The following is a 21,250-nucleotide window of genomic DNA, read 5'->3' on the forward strand; positions in this document are numbered from 1 at the left end:
GTTCCCTCGTTTTACAGCTCGACGTCCGAAGGCGCCGGTTCGAGCGCCGCCTTCGGCAGGCGCGCGCGACGCTCGGGCGGCAGCGCCTGCAGCGCGCGGCGGCCGCGCCGCCCGAGAAAGTACTCGCGGATGAACGGATGATCGACGCCCGCCGCCTCTTCGACGGGCGCGGCGACGAGCACCTTGCGGTCGGCGATCACCGCGACGCGCGTCGACAGCGCGACCATCGTGTCGAGATCGTGCGTGACCATCACGACGGTGAGGCCCAGCGTGCGATGCAGCGTCGCGATCAGCTCGACGAACTCGTCGGACGCGCCGGGATCGAGCCCCGCCGTCGGTTCGTCGAGAAACAGCAGCTCCGGCTCGAGCGCGATCGCGCGCGCGATCCCGACCCGCTTGACCATCCCGCCCGACAGCGCGGCCGGCATCTTCGACGCGTGCTTGCACGGCAGCCCGACCATCTCGAGCTTCAGCATCACGATGTCGTGCAGCAGGTCCTCCGGCACGCGGCCGAGCTCGCGCAGCGGCTGCGCGACGTTGTCGAACACGGTCAGCGACGAGAACAGCGCGCCGTGCTGGAACAGCATCCCCGAGCGGCTGCGCATCACGCGCGCGGTCTCGGCGTCGATCTTCGACGTGTCCTCGCCAAACACCTTGATCGTGCCGGACGTCGGCCGCTCGAGGCCCAAGATCTGCCGCACGAGCGTCGTCTTGCCCGAACCGGAGCCGCCGACGATCGCCACGATCTCGCCCGGGCGCACGTCGAAGTCCAGGTGCTCGTGGACCACGTTGCGCCCGTAGCGCTTCGTCAGGTCGCGCACCTCGATCACGAAATCGTCGTCGCGCGCGCTCATCCGAGCCCCACGTTCTGAAAGAGGATCGCGAACACCGCGTCGGCGAGGATCACGACCGTGATCGACGTGACGACGGACGTCGTCGTCCCTTCGCCCAGGCTCTGCGAGTTCGCCTTGATCCGGAAACCGAAGTGGCACGCGACGAGCGCGATCAGCATCCCGAACACGACGCCCTTGCCGAGCCCGATCCACAGGTTCGCGATCGGCACGACGGACGGCAGCGAGCGCACGAAGAAGTTCAGGTCGATGGCGAGCACGAACTTCGCGGCGAGCGCGCCGCCCGTCAGCGCGATGACGTTGGTCCACATCACGAGGAGCGGCATCGCGACGCCCAGCGCGAGCACGCGCGGCAGCGTGATCCGCAGGCCGTGCGGGATGCCCATCACGCGCATCGCGTCGAGCTCTTCCGTCACCCGCATCACGCCGATCTGCGCGGTGATCGCGGAGCCCGAGCGGCCCGCGACGAGGATCGCCGACAGCACCGGCCCGAGCTCGCGGATCACGGACAGGCCGAGGATATTGACGATGTAGCGGTTCGCGCCGAATAGCTGCAGTTGCTGCGCGGACAGATAGGACAGCACGATGCCGATCAGGAACGCGACGAGCGCCGTGATCGGCAGCGCCTTCGCGCCCGCGGCGTAGACGTTCGCGGAGATCTCGATCCACGGCATCGTGCGCGGCCGGCGCAGCACCGACAGCAGATCGATGATCAGCCCGCCGAGCAGCCCGATGCCGCCGTACAGATGCTCGCCGAACGTAAAGAGGCCCTGGCCGAAGCGCGTGACCGGGTCGGTCCGCACGACGGGCTCGGGCGCCTCGCGGCCTTCGTCGAGCCGCTCGAGCCGCTCGAACACGGTCCGCTGATTGTCGGTGAGCGCGAGCCCTTCGGGCAGCCGGCGGCCCCACACGCGCCAGAGCGCCTGCCCGCCGACGTGATCGAGCCGGACGACGCCGGACAGATCCCACTCGCCGACGGGCTCTTTCGCGAGCCGCGCGATCCGGCGCGCGACGTTGCCGCGGTCGCGCGCGAGGGCAAGCGCCGTCCACTGCCCGTAAAGGCGCACGGTCTGGCCTTGGCTGCCGGAATCGACCGACAGGCCGGGGGGAGTCTGGAAGTCCAAAGGTCGATTTTGCAAAACGGTGACAGCGGTCATTGTAGCGAACCGCTTCGCCGCGCGAAGTCTCGTTTCGCCCGGCCGTCCGGCGCGGTGCGGCGGCGCGCGGCGGCGCACGCATACAGGCTTTGCGTCGCCTCCCGACACCCCGCGACGACGCCGTGCCGAAACACATGCCAGCGCGCACCGCCACACGAATGCCGGACAGAAAAACGAAGCAATCGGCGATTTCAACAAGAGGCGTGCGCAACGATCGTGTACCAATACGTGTTGCAGCCGCACCGTGCGGTTCGGCCGCGCTTGCCGTCCGGCGAGCAACCCCGTTTCACGCAACGCCCTCGTTCGACACGATACCCATGACCATCTGTTTTTCCGACTTCTCGCCGAGCATCCGCTCGACTCCGGCGCCTTCCCCGCACGACGGCGCGACCGACGCGCTACTCGCGGAGCTCGCACAGCGGCTGGGACTGCGCAGCCTGCATTTCGACGCGCACGGCCATTGCCGCCTGCTGATCGACGAATCGCTGCCGATCCTGTTGCGCCGTAGCGGCGCACAGCTCGTCGTCATCGGGCGCATCGACTGGCCGCTGCCCGCATCGGCGAGCGAAGACACGCTGCGTCTGTTGCTGCATGCGGCGCTCAATCCGCTCGTCGGCGCGCAGCCGGGCATCGGCTGGCATGAGGAACTGGGGCTCGTCGCGTACCGGGTCGAGCCGGCATTGGAGCTGACGGCCGAAGCGCTCGCGCACCGGCTGTCCGATTTCATCGTCTGGGTAAAGGCGTTTCCCGCGTCGCTGCGCGAAACCGCGCACGTGGCGCGATACGAGAAGAGTGTGATTCATGATCGAGTTTAAGCATCTTGCCGCAACGGCGAGCGCATCGCCGAATGCGCCGCAGGACGTCCGACACGTAGGAACATTGAAGGTCGGCGGGCACGAACACCGCGTCGACGCGGCCTCGCAGCGGCTGCCGCATACGCATCCGCAACATGCGGACGTCAGCCGCTTCTTCGAAGGCGCGAGCCGGGTCTTCGAGAGCGACGGCCCGACGCCGGCCGGACGCCACGCGCCCCCGCCGCCCGCACCGGCGCCCGGCGTGCGGATGCCGCCTCCACCGCCCAGCGCATTGCCGCCTCCAACGCCCGGCGCGCTGCCGCTACCGCCGCTGCCGCCTGCCGCGCGCCCGGCTCCCGTGACGGCAGCGGCACCGCGCACGTCGACGCAGCCGTTTCAGCCGACCGAGCTCAAGCCGTTCGTGAACGAGAACAAGCAGTTGTCGCCGCGCTGGTCGGTGAAGAACTATGTCGACACCGACAAGCTGAGCGCGGGCATTGCGGCAGTGCTCGGCATTGCGCCGCCGCGGATGGACATCGCCGAGACGACGATGGAAGGGCTGTCGAGCGTGATGAGCATCCCGTACTACGCCGACGAACCGACGCTCAATCCGATCGCGTGGACGTCACCCGAAGGCAGGATCTACATGGCGACCGATGCGCCCGAATATTCGGCGGGCGGCGTGCTCGATGCGGCGAAGATCCGATCGACGCTCGTGCACGAGAGCGTGCATGCGGCTTCGCACGATCACACGGGCTTTCAGCAGACGACGAAGGAAGCCGGCATCAATTCGAACTGGAACTACGACGAGTTCGCGACCGACTATTTCGCGCACAAGGTTTATCAGCGGCTCTATCCGGATGCCGATTACAAGACGAACTACTTCACGACGGATCTCGGCGGACAGCCGAAGGTCTGGGGCGGCAACCTGATCGCGTTCATGGTCCAGTCGGGGCACATGAGCGAGGCCGACATCACGTCGGCCTACGCGAACGGCGATGGCTCGCTCGCGCTGCTCGAAGGCGAGAAGCTCGATGCCTGGAAGCAGTATGCGAAGACGGGGCGCGCGACGGCGCTGCAGAAGCACGTTCAATAAGTCGGGCGCTTCGCGCGGCGGTGCCGGGCCGTCCATCGGCGGATGGGCGGCGCGGCCTCTTCGGCCGGCGATTCTCTGGATTCGGCGTCGCGGCGCATGGCGATCGCTGACTTCGCCGGCGATGCCGGGTCGAGGCGTTTTGTTGGGGGCGTTTGGGGCGTTTGGGGCGTTTGGGGCGTTTGGGGCGTTTGGGGCGTTTGGGGCGTTTGGGGCGTTTGGGGCAAATCGCTCCGGCATGCGTCCGCCAAACGCACGATTCGAATCGCCGAACTCACCCTCAAACGCATTCGCCGAGCTGCCGCGCCTCGCACGCGATGCAACAGAAACAGGATCCAAGCCCCCCTGCGCTCGATCGGCGTCGCGCGAAGGCATGTCGACGTGAACCGGTCCCGGCACGCTCGCGCATCGCACCGCCCCGGTTTCTCCGCCTCGCGCCACGCCGAACACATTCCGTATCGGCGTGCTGACACGTCGCGCACACGCCGCGCGAACCCCTCGCTCGCGTGAAGCGGCCGTCGCGCCGACGCCGCGTGACGACCCGCCGGCCAACCATCGCAATCGATCGGCGTGCATTCCCACTGACGCATGCTCGCGCATCCCGGCACGACGCCCGATACATGCCCGATCCGCGATTACGCCCGCGATGCCGCGTCGATGTCCACGTCGAAGCGATCGAGCGCGCCGGCCACTACAATCGGAGTCTTTCGCGCTCTGTGGGCGACGGTTCGCCGACGCGACGTGCGCAATCGCCTGTCGCCTGTCGCCTGTCGCTTGCCGCCTGTCATCCGCCAACCGTCGGTCGCCGATCCCGCAGTCCCGCGATTTGTCGCCTCGGCGCGATCCACCGATCCACCGATCCGCCGCACGCGCCGAGCATTCGCGCAGCACGCGCCGCAGCCCCGCCAATCGCCCGTCGCCGGACGACGCGGCTATGATGGGCGAATCGCCGACGAACGCATGAAAGAACGCGATCCGCAATCCCCCGTCAAGCGACGGGACAATCGAACTTTACGCTGGCAACCGTCGACCAGTTCCGCAACAATACGCGCCATGAATGTCGCCACCCTCCCTTCAACGCCCGCAGACGACGGGCCGCTCATCGATCGCGCACGCGTCGATGCACGCCTTGTTCCCGCAGCCCGCGAATGGTCGATCGAGATCGTCGACACGACGGGTTCGACCAACGCTGACCTCGCCGCGCACCTGAAGACGCTGCGTCGCAACCGCGACGCGCTCGCCGCGCCGATCGCGCGCGTCGCGTACGAGCAGACGGCCGGACGCGGCCGGCAAGGCCGCCCGTGGTTCGCCAGGCCGGGCGACGCGCTGCTTTGCTCGATCGCGTGCGTATTGCCGTGTCCGGTCGGCGAGCTCGCGGGCCTGAGCCTCGCCGTCGGCGTCGCGCTCGCCGAAGCGCTTGCCGGGACGGACGGCGCGCCGCTTGCGGGCCAACGCGCGAACGCTGCTGCCGACGCCCATCGCATCGCGCTCAAATGGCCGAACGATCTGCTCGTCACGACAACGCGCGACGGTGAAACCGCGATCGCCGGCAAGCTCGCCGGCATCCTGATCGAAACCGTCTGGAACACGAACGATGCGACCGCGGTCGTGATCGGCTTCGGCGTCAATGTGCGCACGGCCGACGCCGCCGCAGCCGAAGTCGACGCGCTGCGCGAGCGCGACGCGACGCTCGCGAGCGGCCTGCCGCCCGTCGCGCTATCCGCCGTTCGGCCCGGCGCGAATCTCGCCGACGCGTTCGCCGCCGCGCTGAACGCGCTCGCCGTCGCGCTGCCCGCGTTCGCAGCGGACGGCCTCGCCCCGTTCGCCGCGCGCTGGAACGCACTGCACGCGTATGCGGGCCGCGACGTCGTGCTGCTCGAACGCGGCGCGGAAATCATGCGCGGCGTCGCCGTCGGAATCGACGCGACCGGCCAGTTGCTGCTCGACACGCCCGCCGGCCGGCAAGCGATCGCGGCGGGCGACGTGTCGCTGCGCGCGCCGGGAGCCGTCCGATGAGCGGCTTGTGCTTGCTGATCGACGCGGGCAACAGCCGCGTCAAATGGGCGCTCGCGGACACCGAACGCCATTTCGTCTCGATCGGCGCGTTCGGGCACGCGGACGACGCGCCGGACTGGTCGACGCTGCCCGCGCCGCGCGGCGCATGGATCTCGAACGTCGCGGGCGACGCGGCAGCCGCACGCATCGACGCGCTGATCGACGCGCACTGGCCCGCGCTGCCTCGCACCGTCGTGCGCGCAAGCGCCGCGCAGTGCGGCGTGACGAACGGCTACACGGAGCCGGCACGTCTCGGCAGCGACCGCTGGGCAGGCCTCATCGGCGCGCATGCGGCGTTTCCGGGCGAGCATCTGCTGATCGCGACGTTCGGCACCGCGACGACGCTCGAAGCGCTGCGCGCCGACGGCCATTTCGCGGGCGGGCTGATCGCGCCCGGCTGGGCGCTGATGATGCGCTCGCTCGGCACGCACACCGCGCAGCTGCCGACGGTGTCGATCGACGCGGCGACGAACCTGCTCGACGAGCTCGCCATGAACGACGCGCACGCGCCGTTCGCGATCGACACGCCGCACGCGCTGTCCGCCGGCTGCCTGCAGGCGCAGGCGGGGCTCATCGAGCGCGCATGGCGCGATCTGGAAAAGGCATGGAAGGCGCCCGTGCGGCTCGTGCTGTCGGGCGGCGCGGCGGACGCGATCGTGCGCGCGCTGACCGTCCCGCACACGCGGCACGATACGCTCGTGCTGACGGGCCTCGCGCTGATCGCGCATTCGGCGTGACGCGCGCCGCGCGAGCGCGCCGCCCGCACGCCTTCGGCGCACGAGGCGGCGCATCGCCGCCATGCGCGGCGGATTGACGGTAACGGAACGATTCTCGGGAGTATTGACGATGCTGCGCTGGCTGATCGCTATTCTCTTTCTCGCCAACATGCTCGCGTTCGTCGTGGTACGCGGCCTGTTCGGCCCGATGCCTGCCGCGGGCGCGCGCGAGCCGGGTCACGCGCTGCTGCAGGTGCGGCCGGATGCGCTGCGCGTGACGCCCGTGTCCGAGGCGATGGATCAGCCGACCGTCGGCGGGCCGATCACGTCGCCGCCGCTCGATACCGCACCGCTGAACGCACCGGGCTCGGCGCCCGGCTCAGCCGCCGGCGCCATGCCGGGCTCGCCGGCGCCCGCATCGGCGTCCTCGGCGCCGCCCGCCAAAGCCGCGACGCCCGCGTCGGCGCAAACCACGTCGAACGCCTCCGCCGCGCAATGACGCAGCGGCGAGCCGCAGCCGCGACGACAGCCGCGTATGCCTTCGCTCAGTTCGACGGCGACCGCACTTTCTTCAGCAGCGCGGTCGTCGAGCGATCGTGCTCGAACGGAATCGCGAGCGCCCGCCCGCCCCAGCCGCGCACGAGCGCCGATTCGGGCAGCGCGTCCATGTCGTAATCGCCGCCCTTCACGAGGATGTCGGGACGCACCGCGTCGATCAGCGAAACCGGCGTCTTTTCGTCAAAGCCGACGACCCAATCGACGCATTCGAGCGCAGCGAGGAGCGCCATCCGGTCTTCCTGGGCGTTGATCGGCCGATCGTCGCCCTTGCCGAGCATGCGCACCGACGCGTCGCTGTTCACGCCGACGACGAGACATGCGCCGAGCGCCTTCGCATCGGCGAGATAGGTGACGTGGCCGCGATGCAGGATGTCGAACACGCCGTTCGTAAACACGACGGGCGCGGGCAGCGACGCGCGCAATGCGACGAGCGCGTCGCGGGTGATCAGCTTGCGTTCAAACGAAGCGGGCATGGTGCGAAAACTCGTTGGGCGGGATGATCGGAAAACGACGTCGAGCATCACGCTCGACGCGCGCCGGCTGCGACGCGAAGCAGCAAAAGAAAAGCCCGCCGGGCCTGCGAGCGGGCTTTTCGCGCGATGCGGCGCCGCGTGCTGCGCGCGTTACGCGGGCTGCGTGGCGGCCGAGCCGCTTCCCGCCTGCAGGCGCACCGTCACTTCCTTCCGATAGCGGTTCAGTTCCTGCGCGGTCGCGAACGTGCGCTCGAACAGCACCGACAAATTGTGCAGGATCCGGTCGACGACCTTCTTTTCCCACTCGCCGTCGAACAGGATCTGCTCGTCGAGCCAGCGCTCGAGCCATTCCGGATCGGGCAGGCGCGATTGCACGGTGTCGCGCGGGAACAGCGCCTGGTTCACGTGCAGGTTCGTCGGGTGCAGCGGCTTCTCGGTGCGGCGCGCCGACGCCATCAGTACGCCGATCTTCGAGAACGCCGCGCGCGCGACGTCGCCGCAATTGTTGAGCGCCTTCTTCATGTAGCGCAGGTACGCGCCGCCATGACGCGCCTCGTCGCGCGAGATCGTTTCGTAGATGTGCTTGATGACGGGCTCGGTATGCCACTCGGCCGCACGGCGATACCAGTGGTTCAGGCGAATCTCGCCGCAGAAGTGCAGCATCAGCGTCTCGAGCGGCGGCGCCGGATCGAACTCGAAGCGCACCGCATGCAGTTCCTCTTCGGTCGGCATCAGCTCCGGCCGGAAGCGGCGCAGGTATTCCATCAGCACGAGCGAGTGCTTCTGCTCCTCGAAGAACCAGACGCTCATGAACGCGGAGAAGTCGCTGTCGTGATGATTGTCGCGCAGGAACATCTCCGTCGCGGGCAGCGCCGACCACTCGGTGATCGCGTTCATCTTGATCGTCCTCGCCTGCTCGTCGGTCAGGAGCGACGCGTCGAACTTGTCCCACGGAATGTCCTTCTCCATGTCCCAGCGGACGGCTTCGAGCGACTTGTAAAGTTCCGGATAAAGCATGGTGTTCATGGTCCCACCCCTGTTCTGCGCAATGCGACAACTTAAACGAGACTGTTGCGGCAAACCGGCCCAGTGCGGGCGTTTTCGCAACCAAGTCGATAATTTTACGCGCTAATCCGGGCCCGGACGCAGGTTTCGCGCCGGACGCCGGGCGGCCGCGCTACCACCGTGGGGCAGGCCGCACTCAGCGCTCCCGACGAGATCGAAAGCCGCGTCGCGCATGCCTGAAAGGCGCCGGCGCACCGCCGGCTTCGTTGCCGGGACCCGCGCGCGCCTTGCAGAACGGCTGCGCTCGAGCGGCCCGATATGATGTATTCGGCGGCGGCCATGATAGCACGCGACTGTGACCGTTCCGAGACGGCGGCGGGCGCCGGGACCACGCCCATGCGGCAAAGCGTCGCGGCGAAAGCTTTCTGTCAGCGTGGCGAAAACGCAACCCAAGCGGCGGATGCGGCGGCCGAATGCGTGTCGCCGTCCGAATCGGGCCGAGCGGGCTGCATCGTCACGCGGCCGTCAGTGCCGCGCCGCCCGGGCGGGCGCGCCCGACAAGCTCGACACGCTCGACATGCCGCCGTCCGACGTGTCGTCGCCCGCGCCCGCGACGCTCGCGCTCGCTTCGCGGCCGGCGCCCGGGCCGTGCTCGGCCTCCGCGCCGCTGCGCTCGGCGGACGCGATCCACTGCGCGAGCCGCTCGCGCTGCCCGTGCGCGTCACGGTAGCCGAGCTCGACGAGCTCGCGCGTGAATTCGGCCTCGAACAGCAGATAGCTCGCGAAAGACGCGCCCGCCGGCTTGTTGCCGCCCACCGCGCCGAGCAGCCCGCGCACCGTGAGCGGCAACCGCTTCAGATGCTTCGACGCGATGAGCTCGATCCGCTCGGACGGCGCGATCGCGAGCACGTCGACATGCCGCCAGCCGCTCGTCGGCTCGACGTAGGCCGGCAGGTGCTCGATCATCCGGTTCACGTGGTCGATCCGCTCGATGTCGGCGCCGATCGAATCGAGGAACACACTCGCGAGCACCTGCTGGCCAATCTGCGCGAGCGACGGATAGCCGCGCCCGTTGCCGTTCGCGGCGGGAATCTCGGGCCGCGGGTCGGCGGCGCCGACGACGACGATCCGATCGCTGCCGAAATGGATCGCCGGCGACAGCGGCGCGATCTGCCGGATCGAGCCGTCGCCGAAATATTCGATCTGGCCGTCGAGCACGAGCGGCACTGCGGGAAACACGAACGGGATCGCCGACGACGCGAGCAGATGCCCGGCCGACAGGTCGACCATCCGCGCGGTGCGCTCCGCGCGCCGCCACGCCTGGATCGGTTCGCTCGCCTGATAGAACGTCAGATGCCGGCCGCTCGAATAGCTGAGCGCCGTTACCGACAGCGCATGCAGCTTGCGCGCCTCGAGCATCAGCTCGATCCGGTGGAAGTCGAGTTCGCGCCGCAGCAAGTACGCGAGCGGCGAGTTGTCGAGCAGCCCGCGCGGCGAACGGCGCGCCGCCCAGCCGAGGCTCATCGCCGCGAGCCAGCGCGCGCCCGCGGCGGCGATGCCGAGCCAGTCGGTTCGATAAACGTGATCGGCGCGCAATTGTTCCCAGAAATCGAGGAGACGCCGCACGCCGTGCTCGAAGTCGTCGGCGTGACTCGCGAGCGACGTCGCGTTGATCGCGCCCGCCGACGAACCGCAGATCACCGTGAACGGCGACGTGCGCCGCTTCGGATCGACGTCGCGCGCGATCTCGGCGAGCCCCTTCAGCACGCCAACCTGATACGCGGCGCGCGCGCCGCCCCCCATCATCACGAGCGCGAGCCGCATGTCTGCCTCAGCGTGTCCTCATCGGCGGCGCGCGCATCACGGGCTGCGCCTCGCCGTCTTCTTCGCGGCGGCGGACTTCGCGCCGCCGGCCGCGCTCGATGCACGCTCGGCCGCCGAACCGCTCGCGCGCGGCGAAGCCGCACGGCGCGTGGCCGGCTTCTTCGCGGCGGACGGCTTCTTCGCCGCCTCGTCGCCCAGCGCATCCGCGTCGGCGGGCGGCGTCATGCCCGGTTGCGTCATCGCGAAGCGCGCGAGCTGGTTGAACTGCGATTGCAGCAGATTCCACCAGCCCGCCGGATCGAACGCGTCGGCGCCCGGCGCCGCTTGCGGCGGCTCGGTACCGCTGGCGTCGGCTGCCGCGCTCGCGGATGCACCGGCGCGCGCGCGCGCATCGTCTTCGCGCGACGACGCGAGCGCGGCGGAAGAGGATTCACCGTGCGCCGAGTCGTCGGGCGACAGCGCGGCTTCCGCCGCGGCCATCGACGTCTGCGCAAACGCGCCGAACGCGCGCAGCGTCGCGAGCGTCGCGCGCTGCACCTCGAGCGCCTGGATCGCGGACTGCAGCATGCCGAGGTTGAGCTTCAGCCACTGCTCGACCGCGCGCAGATCGGTGATCCGCTTGTCGAGCTCCTCGACGCTCGCGAGCGGCGCCATCAGGTCCGACATCGCCGACAGCGACGGCGGCAGCCCTTGCGACGCGCCGGGAAACCCGCCCATTCCGCCGAACGGCGTGAGACGCATCATGTCCCACATCTTGTCGAGGAAGCCGGCGGGCTGAAAGCCGCCAAAGCCGGAAAACGGATTGGAGCCGTTGGTGTCGGTCATCGTCGATTCCTTCGAAACGAATGAAGCGGGTCACGGGGAAACGCCGCGCGGCGGCGTCCATGGTCGATCATAGCGTGCGCCGCGCTCACGACGGCGCGTCGCCCGTGAAATCCGGCGTGCGGCGCTCGCGCAGCGAACGAATCCCTTCGCGCACGTCCGGCCCGGAAAACCCCATGAATTCGAGTGCGAGCGACGCGTCGAACGTCGGCCCCGCGAGCCGCAGCCAGTTGTTGAGCGCGTACTTGGTCCAGCGGATCGCGCTTTGCGAGCCGTGCGCGAGCCGCTCGGCGACCTCGTACGCCTTCGGCAGCAGATCGTGATCGTCGACCGCGAGCGACACGAGCCCGATGCGCTCGGCTTCGTCGCCGCTCACGGGCTCGCAGAGCAGCAGGTGGTATTTCGCCTTCGCCATCCCGCACAGGAGCGGCCAGACGATCGCCGCATGATCGCCCGCGGCGACGCCGAGGCGCGTGTGGCCGTCGATGATCCGCGCGCTCTTCGCGGCGATCGACACGTCGGCGAGCAGCCCGGCGACGAGCCCCGCGCCGACGGCGGGCCCGTGCATCGCCGACACGATCGGCTTGCCGCAGTTGATCACGTTGTAGACGAGATCGCGCGCCTCGCGCCAGACGCGCTCGCGCACCGCGTGGTCGTCGGCCATCCGCTCGACGAGCGCGAGATCGCCGCCCGCCGAGAAGCCCTTGCCTTCGCCGCGAATCACCGCGACGCGCGCGTGCGGATCGCGATCGACGTCGCGCCAGATGTCGGCGAGCTCGCGATGCATCGCTTCACTCGCGACCGCGAGACCGCTGCGGTTCGCGCCTTCGCCGCTCATCACGATTTCGAGGATGCCGTGCGGCTGGCGTCGGATGCGCAGCGCTTCGTAGCCGGCATAGAGGGCGAGATCGGGCATGCTGGACCTTCCTTCGATTGAGGGTGGGCGGCCGGGAGGCTTTCTGTCTCTCGATTCAGTGTAGCGAAGCCCGTTCGGACGGGCATCGGGCGAAACCCGGCGCGGGATCGGGAATCGGCGACGGGGCGCCTCGGAGAGAGTTTCTCACGTGTCGGCGGATAGTATCGTCGTGGCGACGCCCCCACCCCGCCAAATGCGCGTCGTTCTCGCCGCGCGCGCGGAACCCGTCTTTGTCCGGATCAATCGGCGTGAGCTTCGCAGGCGGCGCGACGACGTCCGGCATCGGATGGTCGCCATTCGCCGCGCCCGCCGCCGATACGCTGCCGCCCAGGTTTCTGGCGCTCCGCGCGGGATCTGCGCCGCCATGGAATTCAGCGGCCCGCCAGCATCGCGGCGGCTTCAGCCCGCCATCCTGCAGTCGGCCGATCACGGTCGCGCGAGCGCCCGGCAATGTCCGGCATGTCGGGCCGAGTCGACAAGAAAACGAGCTTCCCCCTATCGATCCAACGGCGCCACCGCCTGCTCGATCGCCCCGAAGATCGACTTGCCCGCCTCGTCGAACATCTCGATCTTTACCTTGTCGCCGTAACGCATGAACCCGGTCTGCGGCGCGCCGTGCTCGATCGTCTCGAGGCAGCGCTTCTCGGCGATGCAGCAGTAGCCGCGCTTCGCGTCCTGGTTCGACACCGTGCCCGAGCCGACGATCGAGCCCGCGCGCACATTGCGCGTCTTCGCCGCGTGCGCGATCAGTTGCCCGAAGTGAAACACCATGTCGGCGCCCGCGTCCGGCTGGCCAACCTTCTTGCCGTTCCAGTGGACGATCATCGGACGGTGCACGCGGCCGTCGCGCCAGTGCTCGCCGAGCTCGTCCGGCGTCACGGCGACCGGCGCGAACGCGGACGCCGGCTTGCTCTGGAAAAAGCCGAAGCCCTTCGCGAGCTCGGCGGGAATCAGATTGCGCAGCGACACGTCGTTGACGAGCGTGACGAGCCGCACGGCCTTCAGCGCTTCGTCGGGCGTCGCGCCCATCGGCACGTCGGCCGTGATCACCGCGACTTCCGCCTCGAAATCGATGCCCCACTCGTCCGACGCGCAGACGATGTCGTCGCGCGGCCCGAGGAAGTCGTCGCTGCCGCCCTGGTAGAGCAGCGGATCGGTCCAGAACTCCGGCGGCATCTCGGCGCCGCGCGCGCGGCGCACGAGCTCGACGTGGTTCACGTAAGCGGAGCCGTCCGCCCATTGGAACGCGCGCGGCAGCGGCGCCATGCAGTCGGCGGGCTCGAACGGGAACGCATTCCGCGCGCGGCCCTGGTTCAGCGCGTCGTACAGGTCGCGCAGCTGCGGCGCGTAGAACGCCCAGTCGTCGAGCACGCGCTGCAGCGTCGGCGCGATCGCGTCGGCGATCGCCGCCGTGTGCAGATCGCGGGATACGACGATCAGCTGGCCGTCGCGCGTGCCGTCCTTGAGCGAAGCAAGTTTCATAGAGAAGTGAGCCGTTGTAGTGACGATGGAAGGAATCTATTTTACGATGGTGAATCCGCTCGGCGGCGCGCGCCGCAAGCCGCGCGGACGTTCCGTTCTCTTTCTTCCCGCCACGCCGTGAACAAGTTCGCCTCAAACGCTCCCGACGACGATCTCGCCGACGACAACGACACCGCCGAGGAAAAGGTCCGCTCGGGCATCCAGTCGATCGAGGTCGGCTTTCGCCTCCTCGACGTGCTGACGAGCGAGCCGCGCGCGATGATGCTGCGCGACCTCGCGCAACGTGCGGAGATGAGTCCGGCGAAGGCGCACCGCTATCTCGTGAGCTTCCAGCGGCTCGGGCTCGTCTCGCAGGATCCGGTGTCGGGCCGCTACGAGCTCGGCGGCTTCGCGCTGCAGATGGGCCTCGCGCGGCTCGCGCGCGTCGACGGCGTGAAGCTCGCGCGGATCGCGCTGACCGCGCTGCGCGATCAGCTCGACCAGACAGTCGGCATCGCGGTATGGGGCAACCAGGGGCCGACGATCGTCCACTGGATGGAGTCGAGCCATCCGGCGAAGGCGTCGCTCAAGCTCGGCGATGTGATGCCGCTCCTTGGCTCGGCGACGGGCCTCGTGTTCGCCGCGTATCTGCCGCGCAGCAAGACGGTCGCGATGATCGAGCGCGAGCTCGCCGACACGCGGCGCGCAACGCATTACACCGGGCCGCGCACGCTCGCCGAAGTCGATGCCGTGCTCGCCGACGTGCGCGCGCATCGCGCAGCGCGCGTCGAAGGGATGCTGCTGCCGACGATCAACGCGTTCGGCATGCCCGTGTTCGACGCGGTCGGCGATCTCGCGCTCGCGATCATCGCGCTCGGCCACGAAGGCGCATTCGACCTCCGCTGGGACGGAGAGATCGACGTCGCGCTGCGCGCATGCGCACGGAAGCTGTCGTACGAGCTTGGGTATAGTGAAGGGGCGCGCGACGCCTGACCGGCGCCGCCGCATCCCGGCCGCGCGACTCGCGCGCGCCCCGTTTCGTCGCCGTTCGAGATGTTCGCCCGCCCTTGATGCCGCCGTCGTCCACCGTTTCGCCGAATCCGCGCATCGCGCCGCACCGCGTGCGGCGCGCGGTGCTCGCCTTCGCGCTCGTGCTCGTGCTGCACTGGCTCGCCGCGCTGTGGCTCGTGCGCTTTCGCGAGCCGTTCAAGCCGGTCGAGCCCGAGAACGTGCCGGTTCAGGTCGAATTGCTGAAACCCCGGCAGATCGAGCGCGCGCCGGCGCCGGCCAAGCCCGCCGCCGCTCGGCCGCAGGCCGCGCAAAAGCGCGCGGCTCCCGCGCCGCGCGCCCGCGCGCCGCATCGTTCGGAGCCCGTATTGAGCGCCGTCGAGTCTCCCGTCGAATCGCCCGCCGCGGCACCTGCGGCCGAGCCCGCGAGCAGCACCGCGACGGCCGGCGCGGCCAACAGCGCGTCGGGCAGCGCGGCAAGCGCCGCGTCGGGCGCCGGCGCAACCACGCGGCCCGGTGAAGGATCGATGGACGATGCATCGCCCGGCGTGAAGTTCGCGCTGCCGCCGTCGGGCGAGCTGCAATACGACACGTTCTACAACGGCATGCAGAACATGCCGGGCACGATCCACTGGCAGACGGACGGCAGCCGCTATTCGCTGTACGTGTCGATGCCGATGCCGTTCGTCGGCCCGTACACGTACGAGAGCCGCGGCCGCGTCGACGCATTCGGCATCGCGCCGGAGCGCTACGTCGAGACGCGCGGCAGGCGGCCGCCCGACTTCGCGATCTTCAATCGCGAGACGAAGCAAATCGTGTTCACGAGCACGCCGAATTCGGTCGCGCTGCCGGACGGCGCGCAGGACCGCTTCAGCATGCTGATGCAGCTCGCGGGCCTCGTCGGCGGCGATCCCGATGCGTATCGCCCCGGCGTCACGCGCGAGTTCTTCATCGTCGATCGCGACAGCGGCGAAACCTGGCCGATCACGACGATCGGCGACGAGACGATCTCGACGAGCGCGGGCTCGCTCGACGCCAGACATTTCATGCGCCTGCCGCGCCGCACGGGCGACACGCGCCGCATCGACATCTGGCTCGCGCCGTCGCTCGGCTGGCTGCCCGTGCGGATGGTTCAGACTGAACCGAACGGCGCGCAGATCGAACTGCTCCTGCATCGCCGCACGAGCACGCGCGGCGCGTCGAGCGATAGCGCAGACATAAGCGCGAACGCACGTGCGGGCTCAAGCGCAAACGCGGGCGCCGCACCCACATCGGCATCGGGCGCACCGCTCGGCGCAGACAATTCGGTAAATTCGACCGAAGCTACGCCGGCCATTTCGCCGGCTGTTCACGAGCAGCAACAACCTTGACAATCTTTGACACCAAGTTTCGTCCACGGGTGGAGAATCGGAAACGTTTTAAGGTCATCGGCATCCAACCGATACGCCCAGTGTAAAAACGACCGGCGTGCAGCGCCAACCCCTTGAAACCGGCTCGGTCTGCCCCACTTACGGGGCAACGAGGCCGAAAGCCATAGCAAAGAGGAGTGCCGCCATGCAAATGATCTACAACAGCCCCAACTACTGCGTCGTCGAATTTCCGCCGCAGGACGGCCATCACGCGATGAACTCAGGTGGCTACGAAATCGTCGACAAGAACGCGCAGCGCGAAATCTTCATCGACGGCGAACTCGCCGCGCGCTTTCGCGAGCACGTGAAGCAATTGATCCAGGCCGAGCCGTCGCTCGACGAGGTGGACGAATTCCTCGGACAGTTCGATAGCCTGATGACGCAGCCCGTCGTCCTCCACTGACGTCGCGCGGACGCGGCCGCTCGCCGGACCCGCAGGTCCGCCGAAGCGCCGCCGCCCGACGCGATCCGGCGCACTCCAACCCGCCCCCGCCCGGCTTGCCGCGCGGGGGCTTTGTTTGCCCGCGAGCGAGCGCCTCACGTACGACGGAAGCAGCGGCTACAATGACGGCTTTCCGATTGCCGGTAATCCGCCATGTCCGAGCCTACGCCGATCGTGTCTTCCGCCCAATCCGCCGCCCTCGCCGCGTCGTATACGCGCGGCGCCGAGCTGCCGCAGCTGCTCCAGAAGCGCATCTTGATCCTCGACGGCGCGATGGGCACGATGATCCAGCGCTACAAGCTCGACGAAGCCGCGTATCGCGGCGAGCGCTTCAAGGATTTCCCGCGCGACGTGAAGGGCAACAACGAGCTGCTGTCGATCACGCAGCCGCAGATCATCCGCGAGATCCACGATCAGTACTTCGCCGCGGGCGCGGACATCGTCGAAACGAACACGTTCGGCGCGACGGCCGTCGCGCAGGCCGATTACGGAATGGAAGACCTCGCCGTCGAGATGAACGCCGAGTCGGCCAAGCTCGCGCGCGAATCGGCCGCCAAATACGCGACGCCCGACAAACCCCGCTTCGTCGCGGGCGCGATCGGGCCGACGCCGAAGACGGCCAGCATCTCGCCCGACGTCAACGATCCGGGCGCGCGCAACATCACGTTCGACGAGCTGCGCGACGCGTACTACGCGCAGGCGAAGGCGCTCCTCGACGGCAGCGTCGACCTGTTCCTCGTCGAGACGATCTTCGACACGCTGAACGCGAAGGCCGCGCTGTTCGCGCTCGATCAACTGTTTGAAGATTCCGGCGAACGCCTGCCGATCATGATCTCGGGCACCGTGACCGATGCGTCTGGCCGCATCCTGTCCGGCCAGACGGTCGAAGCGTTCTGGAATTCGCTGCGCCATGCGAAGCCGCTCACGTTCGGCCTGAACTGCGCGTTGGGCGCGGCGCTGATGCGCCCGTACATCGCCGAGCTCGCGAAGCTGTGCGACACCTACGTGTCGTGCTACCCGAACGCGGGCCTGCCGAACCCGATGAGCGAAACCGGCTTCGACGAGACGCCCGACGTCACGTCCGGCCTCCTCAAGGAATTCGCGCAGGCGGGCCTCGTGAACATCGCAGGCGGCTGCTGCGGCACGACGCCCGAACACATCGCGGCGATCGCGAAGGCGCTCGCCGAAGTCAAGCCGCGCCGCTGGCCGAACCAGTACAGCGAAGCCGCCTGACGCACGCACGAGCCGCCGCCTCCCCACTCCAACCCGAATACGCACCGCCATGACCGACCATACGATGCGCCTAGCCGGCCTCGAGCCGTTCAACGTCACGTCCGGGACGCTCTTCATCAACGTCGGCGAACGCACCAACGTCACCGGCTCGAAGGCGTTCGCGCGAATGATCCTCAACGGCCAGTTCGACGAGGCGCTCGCCGTCGCGCGCCAGCAGGTCGAGAACGGCGCGCAGGTGATCGACGTCAACATGGACGAGGCGATGCTCGATTCCAGGGCGGCGATGGAGCGCTTCATGAACCTGATCGCGTCGGAGCCGGACATCGCGCGCGTGCCGATCATGATCGACTCGTCGAAGTGGGACGTGATCGAGGCGGGCCTCAAGTGCGTGCAGGGCAAGGCGATCGTCAATTCGATCTCGCTGAAGGAAGGCGAGGAAGCGTTCCGCCACCACGCGAACCTGATCCGCCGCTACGGCGCAGCAGCCGTCGTGATGGCGTTCGACGAGACGGGCCAGGCCGATACCTACGAGCGCAAGACCGAGATCTGCAAGCGCTCGTATGACTTCCTCGTAAACGAAGTCGGCTTCCCGCCGGAAGACATCATCTTCGATCCGAACATCTTCGCGGTCGCGACGGGCATCGAGGAGCACAACAACTACGCGGTCGACTTCATCGAGGCGACTCGCTGGATCAAGCAGAACCTGCCGTACGCGAAGGTGAGCGGCGGCGTGTCGAACGTGTCGTTCTCGTTTCGCGGCAACGACCCGGTGCGCGAGGCGATCCACACCGTGTTCCTCTACCACGCGATCCAGGCGGGGATGGACATGGGCATCGTCAACGCGGGCCAGCTCGGCGTGTATGCGGAACTCGATCCGGAATTGCGCGAGCGCGTCGAGGACGTGATCCTGAACCGCCGCGCGGATTCCACCGACCGCCTGCTCGAGATCGCCGACAAGTTCAAGACGGGCGCGGCGAAGAAGGAAGAGAACCTCGAGTGGCGCAACCAGCCTGTCGAGAAGCGTCTCGCGCACGCGCTCGTGCACGGCATCACGAACTTCATCGTCGAGGACACCGAGGAAGCGCGCGCGAAGATCGCCGCCGCCGGCGGCCGCCCGATCAACGTGATCGAAGGCCCGCTGATGGACGGCATGAACGTCGTCGGCGACCTGTTCGGCCAGGGCAAGATGTTCCTGCCGCAGGTCGTGAAGTCGGCGCGCGTGATGAAGCAAGCGGTCGCGCACCTGATCCCGTTCATCGAGGAAGAGAAGCGCCTCCTCGCCGAAGCGGGCGGCGACGTGCGCGCGAAGGGCAAGATCGTCATCGCGACCGTGAAGGGTGACGTGCACGACATCGGCAAGAACATCGTGTCGGTCGTGCTCCAGTGCAACAACTTCGAAGTGGTCAACATGGGCGTGATGGTCCCGTGCAACGAGATCCTCGCGAAGGCGAAGGTCGAGGGCGCGGACATCATCGGGCTGTCCGGCCTCATCACGCCGAGCCTCGAGGAGATGGCGTACGTCGCGTCGGAAATGCAGCGCGACAACTACTTCCGCGTGAAGAAGATTCCGCTCTTGATCGGCGGCGCGACCACCTCGCGCGTGCACACGGCCGTGAAGATCGCGCCGAACTATGAAGGCCCCGTCGTCTATGTGCCGGACGCGTCGCGTTCGGTGTCGGTCGCGTCGAGCCTGCTGTCCGACGAGGGCGCGACGAAGTACCTCGACGAGCTGAAGTCCGATTACGAACGCATCCGTCACCAGCACGCGAACAAGAAGGCGCTGCCGCTCGTCACGCTCGCAGAGGCGCGCGCGAACAAGACGAAGATCGACTGGGCGCACTACACGCCCGTCAAGCCGAAGTTCATCGGCCGGCGCGTGTTCAAGAACTACGACCTGAACGAGCTCGCGAACTACATCGACTGGGGCCCGTTCTTCCAGACCTGGGATCTCGCCGGCCCGTACCCGGCGATCCTGAACGACGAGATCGTCGGCGAATCGGCGCGGCGCGTGTTCTCCGACGCGAAATCGATGCTCGCGCGCCTGATCCAGGGCCGCTGGCTGACCGCGAACGGCGTGATCGCGCTCTTGCCCGCCAATACGGTGGGCGACGACGACATCGAGATCTACAAGGACGACACGCGCTCGGAAGTGCTGCTCACGTGGCGCAACCTGCGCCAGCAGAGCGTGCGCCCGGTGGTGGACGGCGTGATGCGGCCGAACCGGTCGCTCGCCGACTTCATCGCGCCGAAGGATTCGGGCGTCGCCGACTACATCGGGATGTTCGCGGTGACGGCCGGGATCGGCGTCGATGCGAAGGAAAAGCAGTACGAGGCGGATCACGACGACTACAGCGCGATCATGCTGAAGGCGCTCGCGGACCGCTTCGCCGAAGCGTTCGCCGAGGCGATGCACGCGCGCGTGCGCCGCGAGCTGTGGGGCTACGCGGCGGGCGAGCAGCTCGACAACGACGCGCTGATCGCCGAGAAGTACGCGGGCGTCCGCCCGGCTCCCGGCTACCCGGCGTGCCCCGATCACCTCGTGAAACGCGCAATGTTCGAAGCGCTTCATACGGACGAGATCGGGATGAGCATCACCGATTCGCTCGCGATGCTGCCTGCCGCGAGCGTGTCGGGCTTCTATCTCGCGCACCCGGACAGCACGTACTTCTCGGTCGGCAAGATCGGCCAGGACCAGCTCGATGATTACGCGCGCCGGATGGCGCTGTCGAAGGCGGACGCGGAGCGCGCGCTCGCGCCGCTGCTCTGACGGCCGCTACCGCCGCCGCGCGCGGGGGGCGAGTCGGGGAAGTGGCGGCAGTGCGTCTCCGCCGCCGCCGCAACCCGTTTCCGCCCTCGGCGCGCGCAAGCCTCGTCGCGCCGCCGGAGGGCGGCCACGCCGCCCTCCGCGGCCCCAAAAACGCAAAAAGCCCGCACGAGGCGGGCTTTCCGGGTGGCGAAGGGCCGGCGAACGGCGCTCAGAAGCCCCAGTGGATGTCGGCGTTCTGCGCCTTCGCTTCGCGCAGCATCACGAGGAACGGCGCGACGCGTTGCGCGAGGCTCGGCGCGACTTCGTGGTGCGGATGATCGGGTTCGTCTTCATGGAAGTGGCCCGCATGCTCGGCCCGCGCCTGCCTGGCCTGGTTGACGGCGCCTTCGAGCTTCGCGATCGCGTCGTCGAGCTCGTCGGACGTGATCACGCCGCGCTCGCCGAGCTGCTTGCCGACGACGCCGAGCACGTAGACTGCGAAATCCTTCAGCACATCCAGATCTTGTGCCGCCTTGCTTTTGAACGTAATCATGACAACTCCCTTTTCATCTTGTCGTGCTCGCCGTACGTCCGCGACGGACGCCCGGCCGGCGCGCTGAACAAACGTCGGGGGCGCTTGGCACCTTAGCGGCATATTAGCACCTGTTAAAATTCAGCGATCCCTGA

Annotated in this window: 19 protein-coding genes and 1 pseudogene; 10 read left to right on the top strand and 10 right to left on the bottom strand. The window is 68.4% G+C overall.

The annotated features are described in order from the left end of the window. Positions 1-11: 11 nt before the first annotated feature. Together WS69_RS16920 and WS69_RS16925 are read right to left on the bottom strand one after the other, a co-directional pair. Complete coding sequence (locus tag WS69_RS16920; protein WP_059471861.1) at positions 12-854, bottom strand: ABC transporter ATP-binding protein; 843 nt, start codon at positions 852-854, stop codon at positions 12-14. Next, positions 851-1,975 (bottom strand): MlaE family ABC transporter permease, encoded by a 1,125-nt coding sequence (locus WS69_RS16925; RefSeq protein WP_059471862.1) that lies wholly within the window; start codon positions 1,973-1,975, stop codon positions 851-853. Before WS69_RS16925 ends, WS69_RS16920 begins: the two co-directional genes overlap by 4 nt. A 350-nt stretch (positions 1,976-2,325) precedes the next feature. On the opposite strand from WS69_RS16925, the gene WS69_RS16930 reads away from it, so the two are divergent. The 5 genes from WS69_RS16930 to WS69_RS16950 all read left to right on the top strand — a co-directional run bounded on the left by WS69_RS16930 (position 2,326) and on the right by WS69_RS16950 (position 7,165). After that, on the top strand, positions 2,326-2,823 hold the full coding sequence (locus WS69_RS16930) for a type III secretion system chaperone (protein ID WP_059471863.1): 498 nt from the start codon (positions 2,326-2,328) through the stop codon (positions 2,821-2,823). Beyond that, positions 2,810-3,898 (top strand): toxin, encoded by a 1,089-nt coding sequence (locus WS69_RS16935; protein ID WP_226382774.1) that lies wholly within the window; start codon positions 2,810-2,812, stop codon positions 3,896-3,898. The genes WS69_RS16930 and WS69_RS16935 overlap by 14 nt, the downstream gene beginning before the upstream one ends. 1,050 nt (positions 3,899-4,948) lie before the next feature. Then, a complete protein-coding gene (locus tag WS69_RS16940) occupies positions 4,949-5,911 on the top strand; it encodes a biotin--[acetyl-CoA-carboxylase] ligase (RefSeq protein ID WP_059471864.1) in 963 nt (320 codons plus the stop codon). Further along, positions 5,908-6,687, top strand: coding sequence for a type III pantothenate kinase (locus WS69_RS16945; RefSeq protein WP_059471865.1), 780 nt, complete (start codon positions 5,908-5,910; stop codon positions 6,685-6,687). Before WS69_RS16940 ends, WS69_RS16945 begins: the two co-directional genes overlap by 4 nt. 109 nt (positions 6,688-6,796) lie before the next feature. Further along, on the top strand, positions 6,797-7,165 hold the full coding sequence (locus tag WS69_RS16950; protein WP_059471990.1) for a hypothetical protein: 369 nt from the start codon (positions 6,797-6,799) through the stop codon (positions 7,163-7,165). 46 nt (positions 7,166-7,211) lie between these two features. Here the strand turns inward: WS69_RS16950 and rfaE2 are convergent, their stop codons facing one another. From rfaE2 to WS69_RS16980, 7 genes and pseudogenes are all read right to left on the bottom strand, one after another. Further along, a complete protein-coding gene (gene rfaE2, locus WS69_RS16955; RefSeq protein ID WP_059471866.1) occupies positions 7,212-7,697 on the bottom strand; it encodes a D-glycero-beta-D-manno-heptose 1-phosphate adenylyltransferase in 486 nt (161 codons plus the stop codon). 150 nt (positions 7,698-7,847) lie between these two features. Beyond that, positions 7,848-8,714, bottom strand: coding sequence for a hypothetical protein (locus WS69_RS16960; RefSeq protein ID WP_059471991.1), 867 nt, complete (start codon positions 8,712-8,714; stop codon positions 7,848-7,850). A gap of 111 nt (positions 8,715-8,825) precedes the next feature. Beyond that, positions 8,826-9,180: pseudogene (locus tag WS69_RS34830) on the bottom strand (hypothetical protein); the annotation flags it as partial. Positions 9,181-9,227: 47 nt separating this feature from the next. Continuing rightward, positions 9,228-10,526 (bottom strand): patatin-like phospholipase family protein, encoded by a 1,299-nt coding sequence (locus tag WS69_RS16965; RefSeq protein WP_059471867.1) that lies wholly within the window; start codon positions 10,524-10,526, stop codon positions 9,228-9,230. A 36-nt stretch (positions 10,527-10,562) separates the two neighbouring features. Continuing rightward, positions 10,563-11,351 (bottom strand): PhaM family polyhydroxyalkanoate granule multifunctional regulatory protein, encoded by a 789-nt coding sequence (locus WS69_RS16970; RefSeq protein ID WP_059471868.1) that lies wholly within the window; start codon positions 11,349-11,351, stop codon positions 10,563-10,565. Between the two features lie 85 nt (positions 11,352-11,436). Beyond that, positions 11,437-12,264, bottom strand: a complete 828-nt coding sequence (locus tag WS69_RS16975; protein ID WP_059471869.1) for an enoyl-CoA hydratase/isomerase family protein — start codon at positions 12,262-12,264, stop codon at positions 11,437-11,439. A gap of 495 nt (positions 12,265-12,759) precedes the next feature. Continuing rightward, positions 12,760-13,746 carry a fumarylacetoacetate hydrolase family protein gene (locus tag WS69_RS16980; protein WP_059471870.1) on the bottom strand — a complete coding sequence of 329 codons (987 nt, stop codon included), beginning with the start codon at positions 13,744-13,746 and terminating at the stop codon, positions 12,760-12,762. 117 nt (positions 13,747-13,863) lie between these two features. Between WS69_RS16980 and WS69_RS16985 the strand changes: the two genes are divergently transcribed. The 5 genes from WS69_RS16985 (at position 13,864) to metH (ending at position 20,584) form a co-directional block, all read left to right on the top strand. Continuing rightward, positions 13,864-14,718: an IclR family transcriptional regulator gene (locus WS69_RS16985; protein WP_059471871.1), complete on the top strand. Its 855-nt coding sequence runs from the start codon at positions 13,864-13,866 to the stop codon at positions 14,716-14,718. A gap of 77 nt (positions 14,719-14,795) precedes the next feature. Beyond that, the gene (locus WS69_RS16990; protein ID WP_059471872.1) at positions 14,796-16,103 is read left to right on the top strand and encodes a DUF3108 domain-containing protein; all 1,308 of its coding nucleotides are present in this window, start codon (positions 14,796-14,798) and stop codon (positions 16,101-16,103) included. Between the two features lie 184 nt (positions 16,104-16,287). After that, positions 16,288-16,545, top strand: coding sequence for a BTH_I0359 family protein (locus WS69_RS16995; RefSeq protein WP_009893251.1), 258 nt, complete (start codon positions 16,288-16,290; stop codon positions 16,543-16,545). Between the two features lie 192 nt (positions 16,546-16,737). After that, positions 16,738-17,817, top strand: a complete 1,080-nt coding sequence (locus WS69_RS17000; RefSeq protein WP_059471873.1) for a homocysteine S-methyltransferase family protein — start codon at positions 16,738-16,740, stop codon at positions 17,815-17,817. A 49-nt stretch (positions 17,818-17,866) separates the two neighbouring features. Then, positions 17,867-20,584: a methionine synthase gene (gene metH / locus WS69_RS17005; RefSeq protein ID WP_059471874.1), complete on the top strand. Its 2,718-nt coding sequence runs from the start codon at positions 17,867-17,869 to the stop codon at positions 20,582-20,584. A gap of 208 nt (positions 20,585-20,792) precedes the next feature. On the opposite strand, the gene WS69_RS17010 is transcribed toward metH, so the two are convergent. Continuing rightward, positions 20,793-21,116, bottom strand: a complete 324-nt coding sequence (locus WS69_RS17010) for a DUF1840 domain-containing protein (RefSeq protein WP_059471875.1) — start codon at positions 21,114-21,116, stop codon at positions 20,793-20,795. Positions 21,117-21,250: the final 134 nt, after the last annotated feature.

This window comes from Burkholderia sp. BDU5, from assembly GCF_001522845.1.
Lineage (GTDB): Bacteria > Pseudomonadota > Gammaproteobacteria > Burkholderiales > Burkholderiaceae > Burkholderia > Burkholderia mayonis.

Bases quoted from the DNA above. Each gene is read 5' to 3' on its own strand.
- WS69_RS16920 (WP_059471861.1), bottom strand. From the start codon at position 854: ATGAGCGCGCGCGACGACGATTTCGTGATCGAGGTGCGCGACCTGACG.
- WS69_RS16930 (WP_059471863.1), top strand. From the start codon at position 2,326: ATGACCATCTGTTTTTCCGACTTCTCGCCGAGCATCCGCTCGACTCCG.
- WS69_RS16935 (WP_226382774.1), top strand. From the start codon at position 2,810: ATGATCGAGTTTAAGCATCTTGCCGCAACGGCGAGCGCATCGCCGAAT.
- WS69_RS16940 (WP_059471864.1), top strand. From the start codon at position 4,949: ATGAATGTCGCCACCCTCCCTTCAACGCCCGCAGACGACGGGCCGCTC.
- WS69_RS16945 (WP_059471865.1), top strand. From the start codon at position 5,908: ATGAGCGGCTTGTGCTTGCTGATCGACGCGGGCAACAGCCGCGTCAAA.
- WS69_RS16950 (WP_059471990.1), top strand. From the start codon at position 6,797: ATGCTGCGCTGGCTGATCGCTATTCTCTTTCTCGCCAACATGCTCGCG.
- rfaE2 (WP_059471866.1), bottom strand. From the start codon at position 7,697: ATGCCCGCTTCGTTTGAACGCAAGCTGATCACCCGCGACGCGCTCGTC.
- WS69_RS16960 (WP_059471991.1), bottom strand. From the start codon at position 8,714: ATGCTTTATCCGGAACTTTACAAGTCGCTCGAAGCCGTCCGCTGGGAC.
- WS69_RS16965 (WP_059471867.1), bottom strand. From the start codon at position 10,526: ATGCGGCTCGCGCTCGTGATGATGGGGGGCGGCGCGCGCGCCGCGTAT.
- WS69_RS16970 (WP_059471868.1), bottom strand. From the start codon at position 11,351: ATGACCGACACCAACGGCTCCAATCCGTTTTCCGGCTTTGGCGGCTTT.
- WS69_RS16975 (WP_059471869.1), bottom strand. From the start codon at position 12,264: ATGCCCGATCTCGCCCTCTATGCCGGCTACGAAGCGCTGCGCATCCGA.
- WS69_RS16980 (WP_059471870.1), bottom strand. From the start codon at position 13,746: ATGAAACTTGCTTCGCTCAAGGACGGCACGCGCGACGGCCAGCTGATC.
- WS69_RS16990 (WP_059471872.1), top strand. From the start codon at position 14,796: ATGCCGCCGTCGTCCACCGTTTCGCCGAATCCGCGCATCGCGCCGCAC.
- WS69_RS16995 (WP_009893251.1), top strand. From the start codon at position 16,288: ATGCAAATGATCTACAACAGCCCCAACTACTGCGTCGTCGAATTTCCG.
- WS69_RS17000 (WP_059471873.1), top strand. From the start codon at position 16,738: ATGTCCGAGCCTACGCCGATCGTGTCTTCCGCCCAATCCGCCGCCCTC.
- metH (WP_059471874.1), top strand. From the start codon at position 17,867: ATGACCGACCATACGATGCGCCTAGCCGGCCTCGAGCCGTTCAACGTC.
- WS69_RS17010 (WP_059471875.1), bottom strand. From the start codon at position 21,116: ATGATTACGTTCAAAAGCAAGGCGGCACAAGATCTGGATGTGCTGAAG.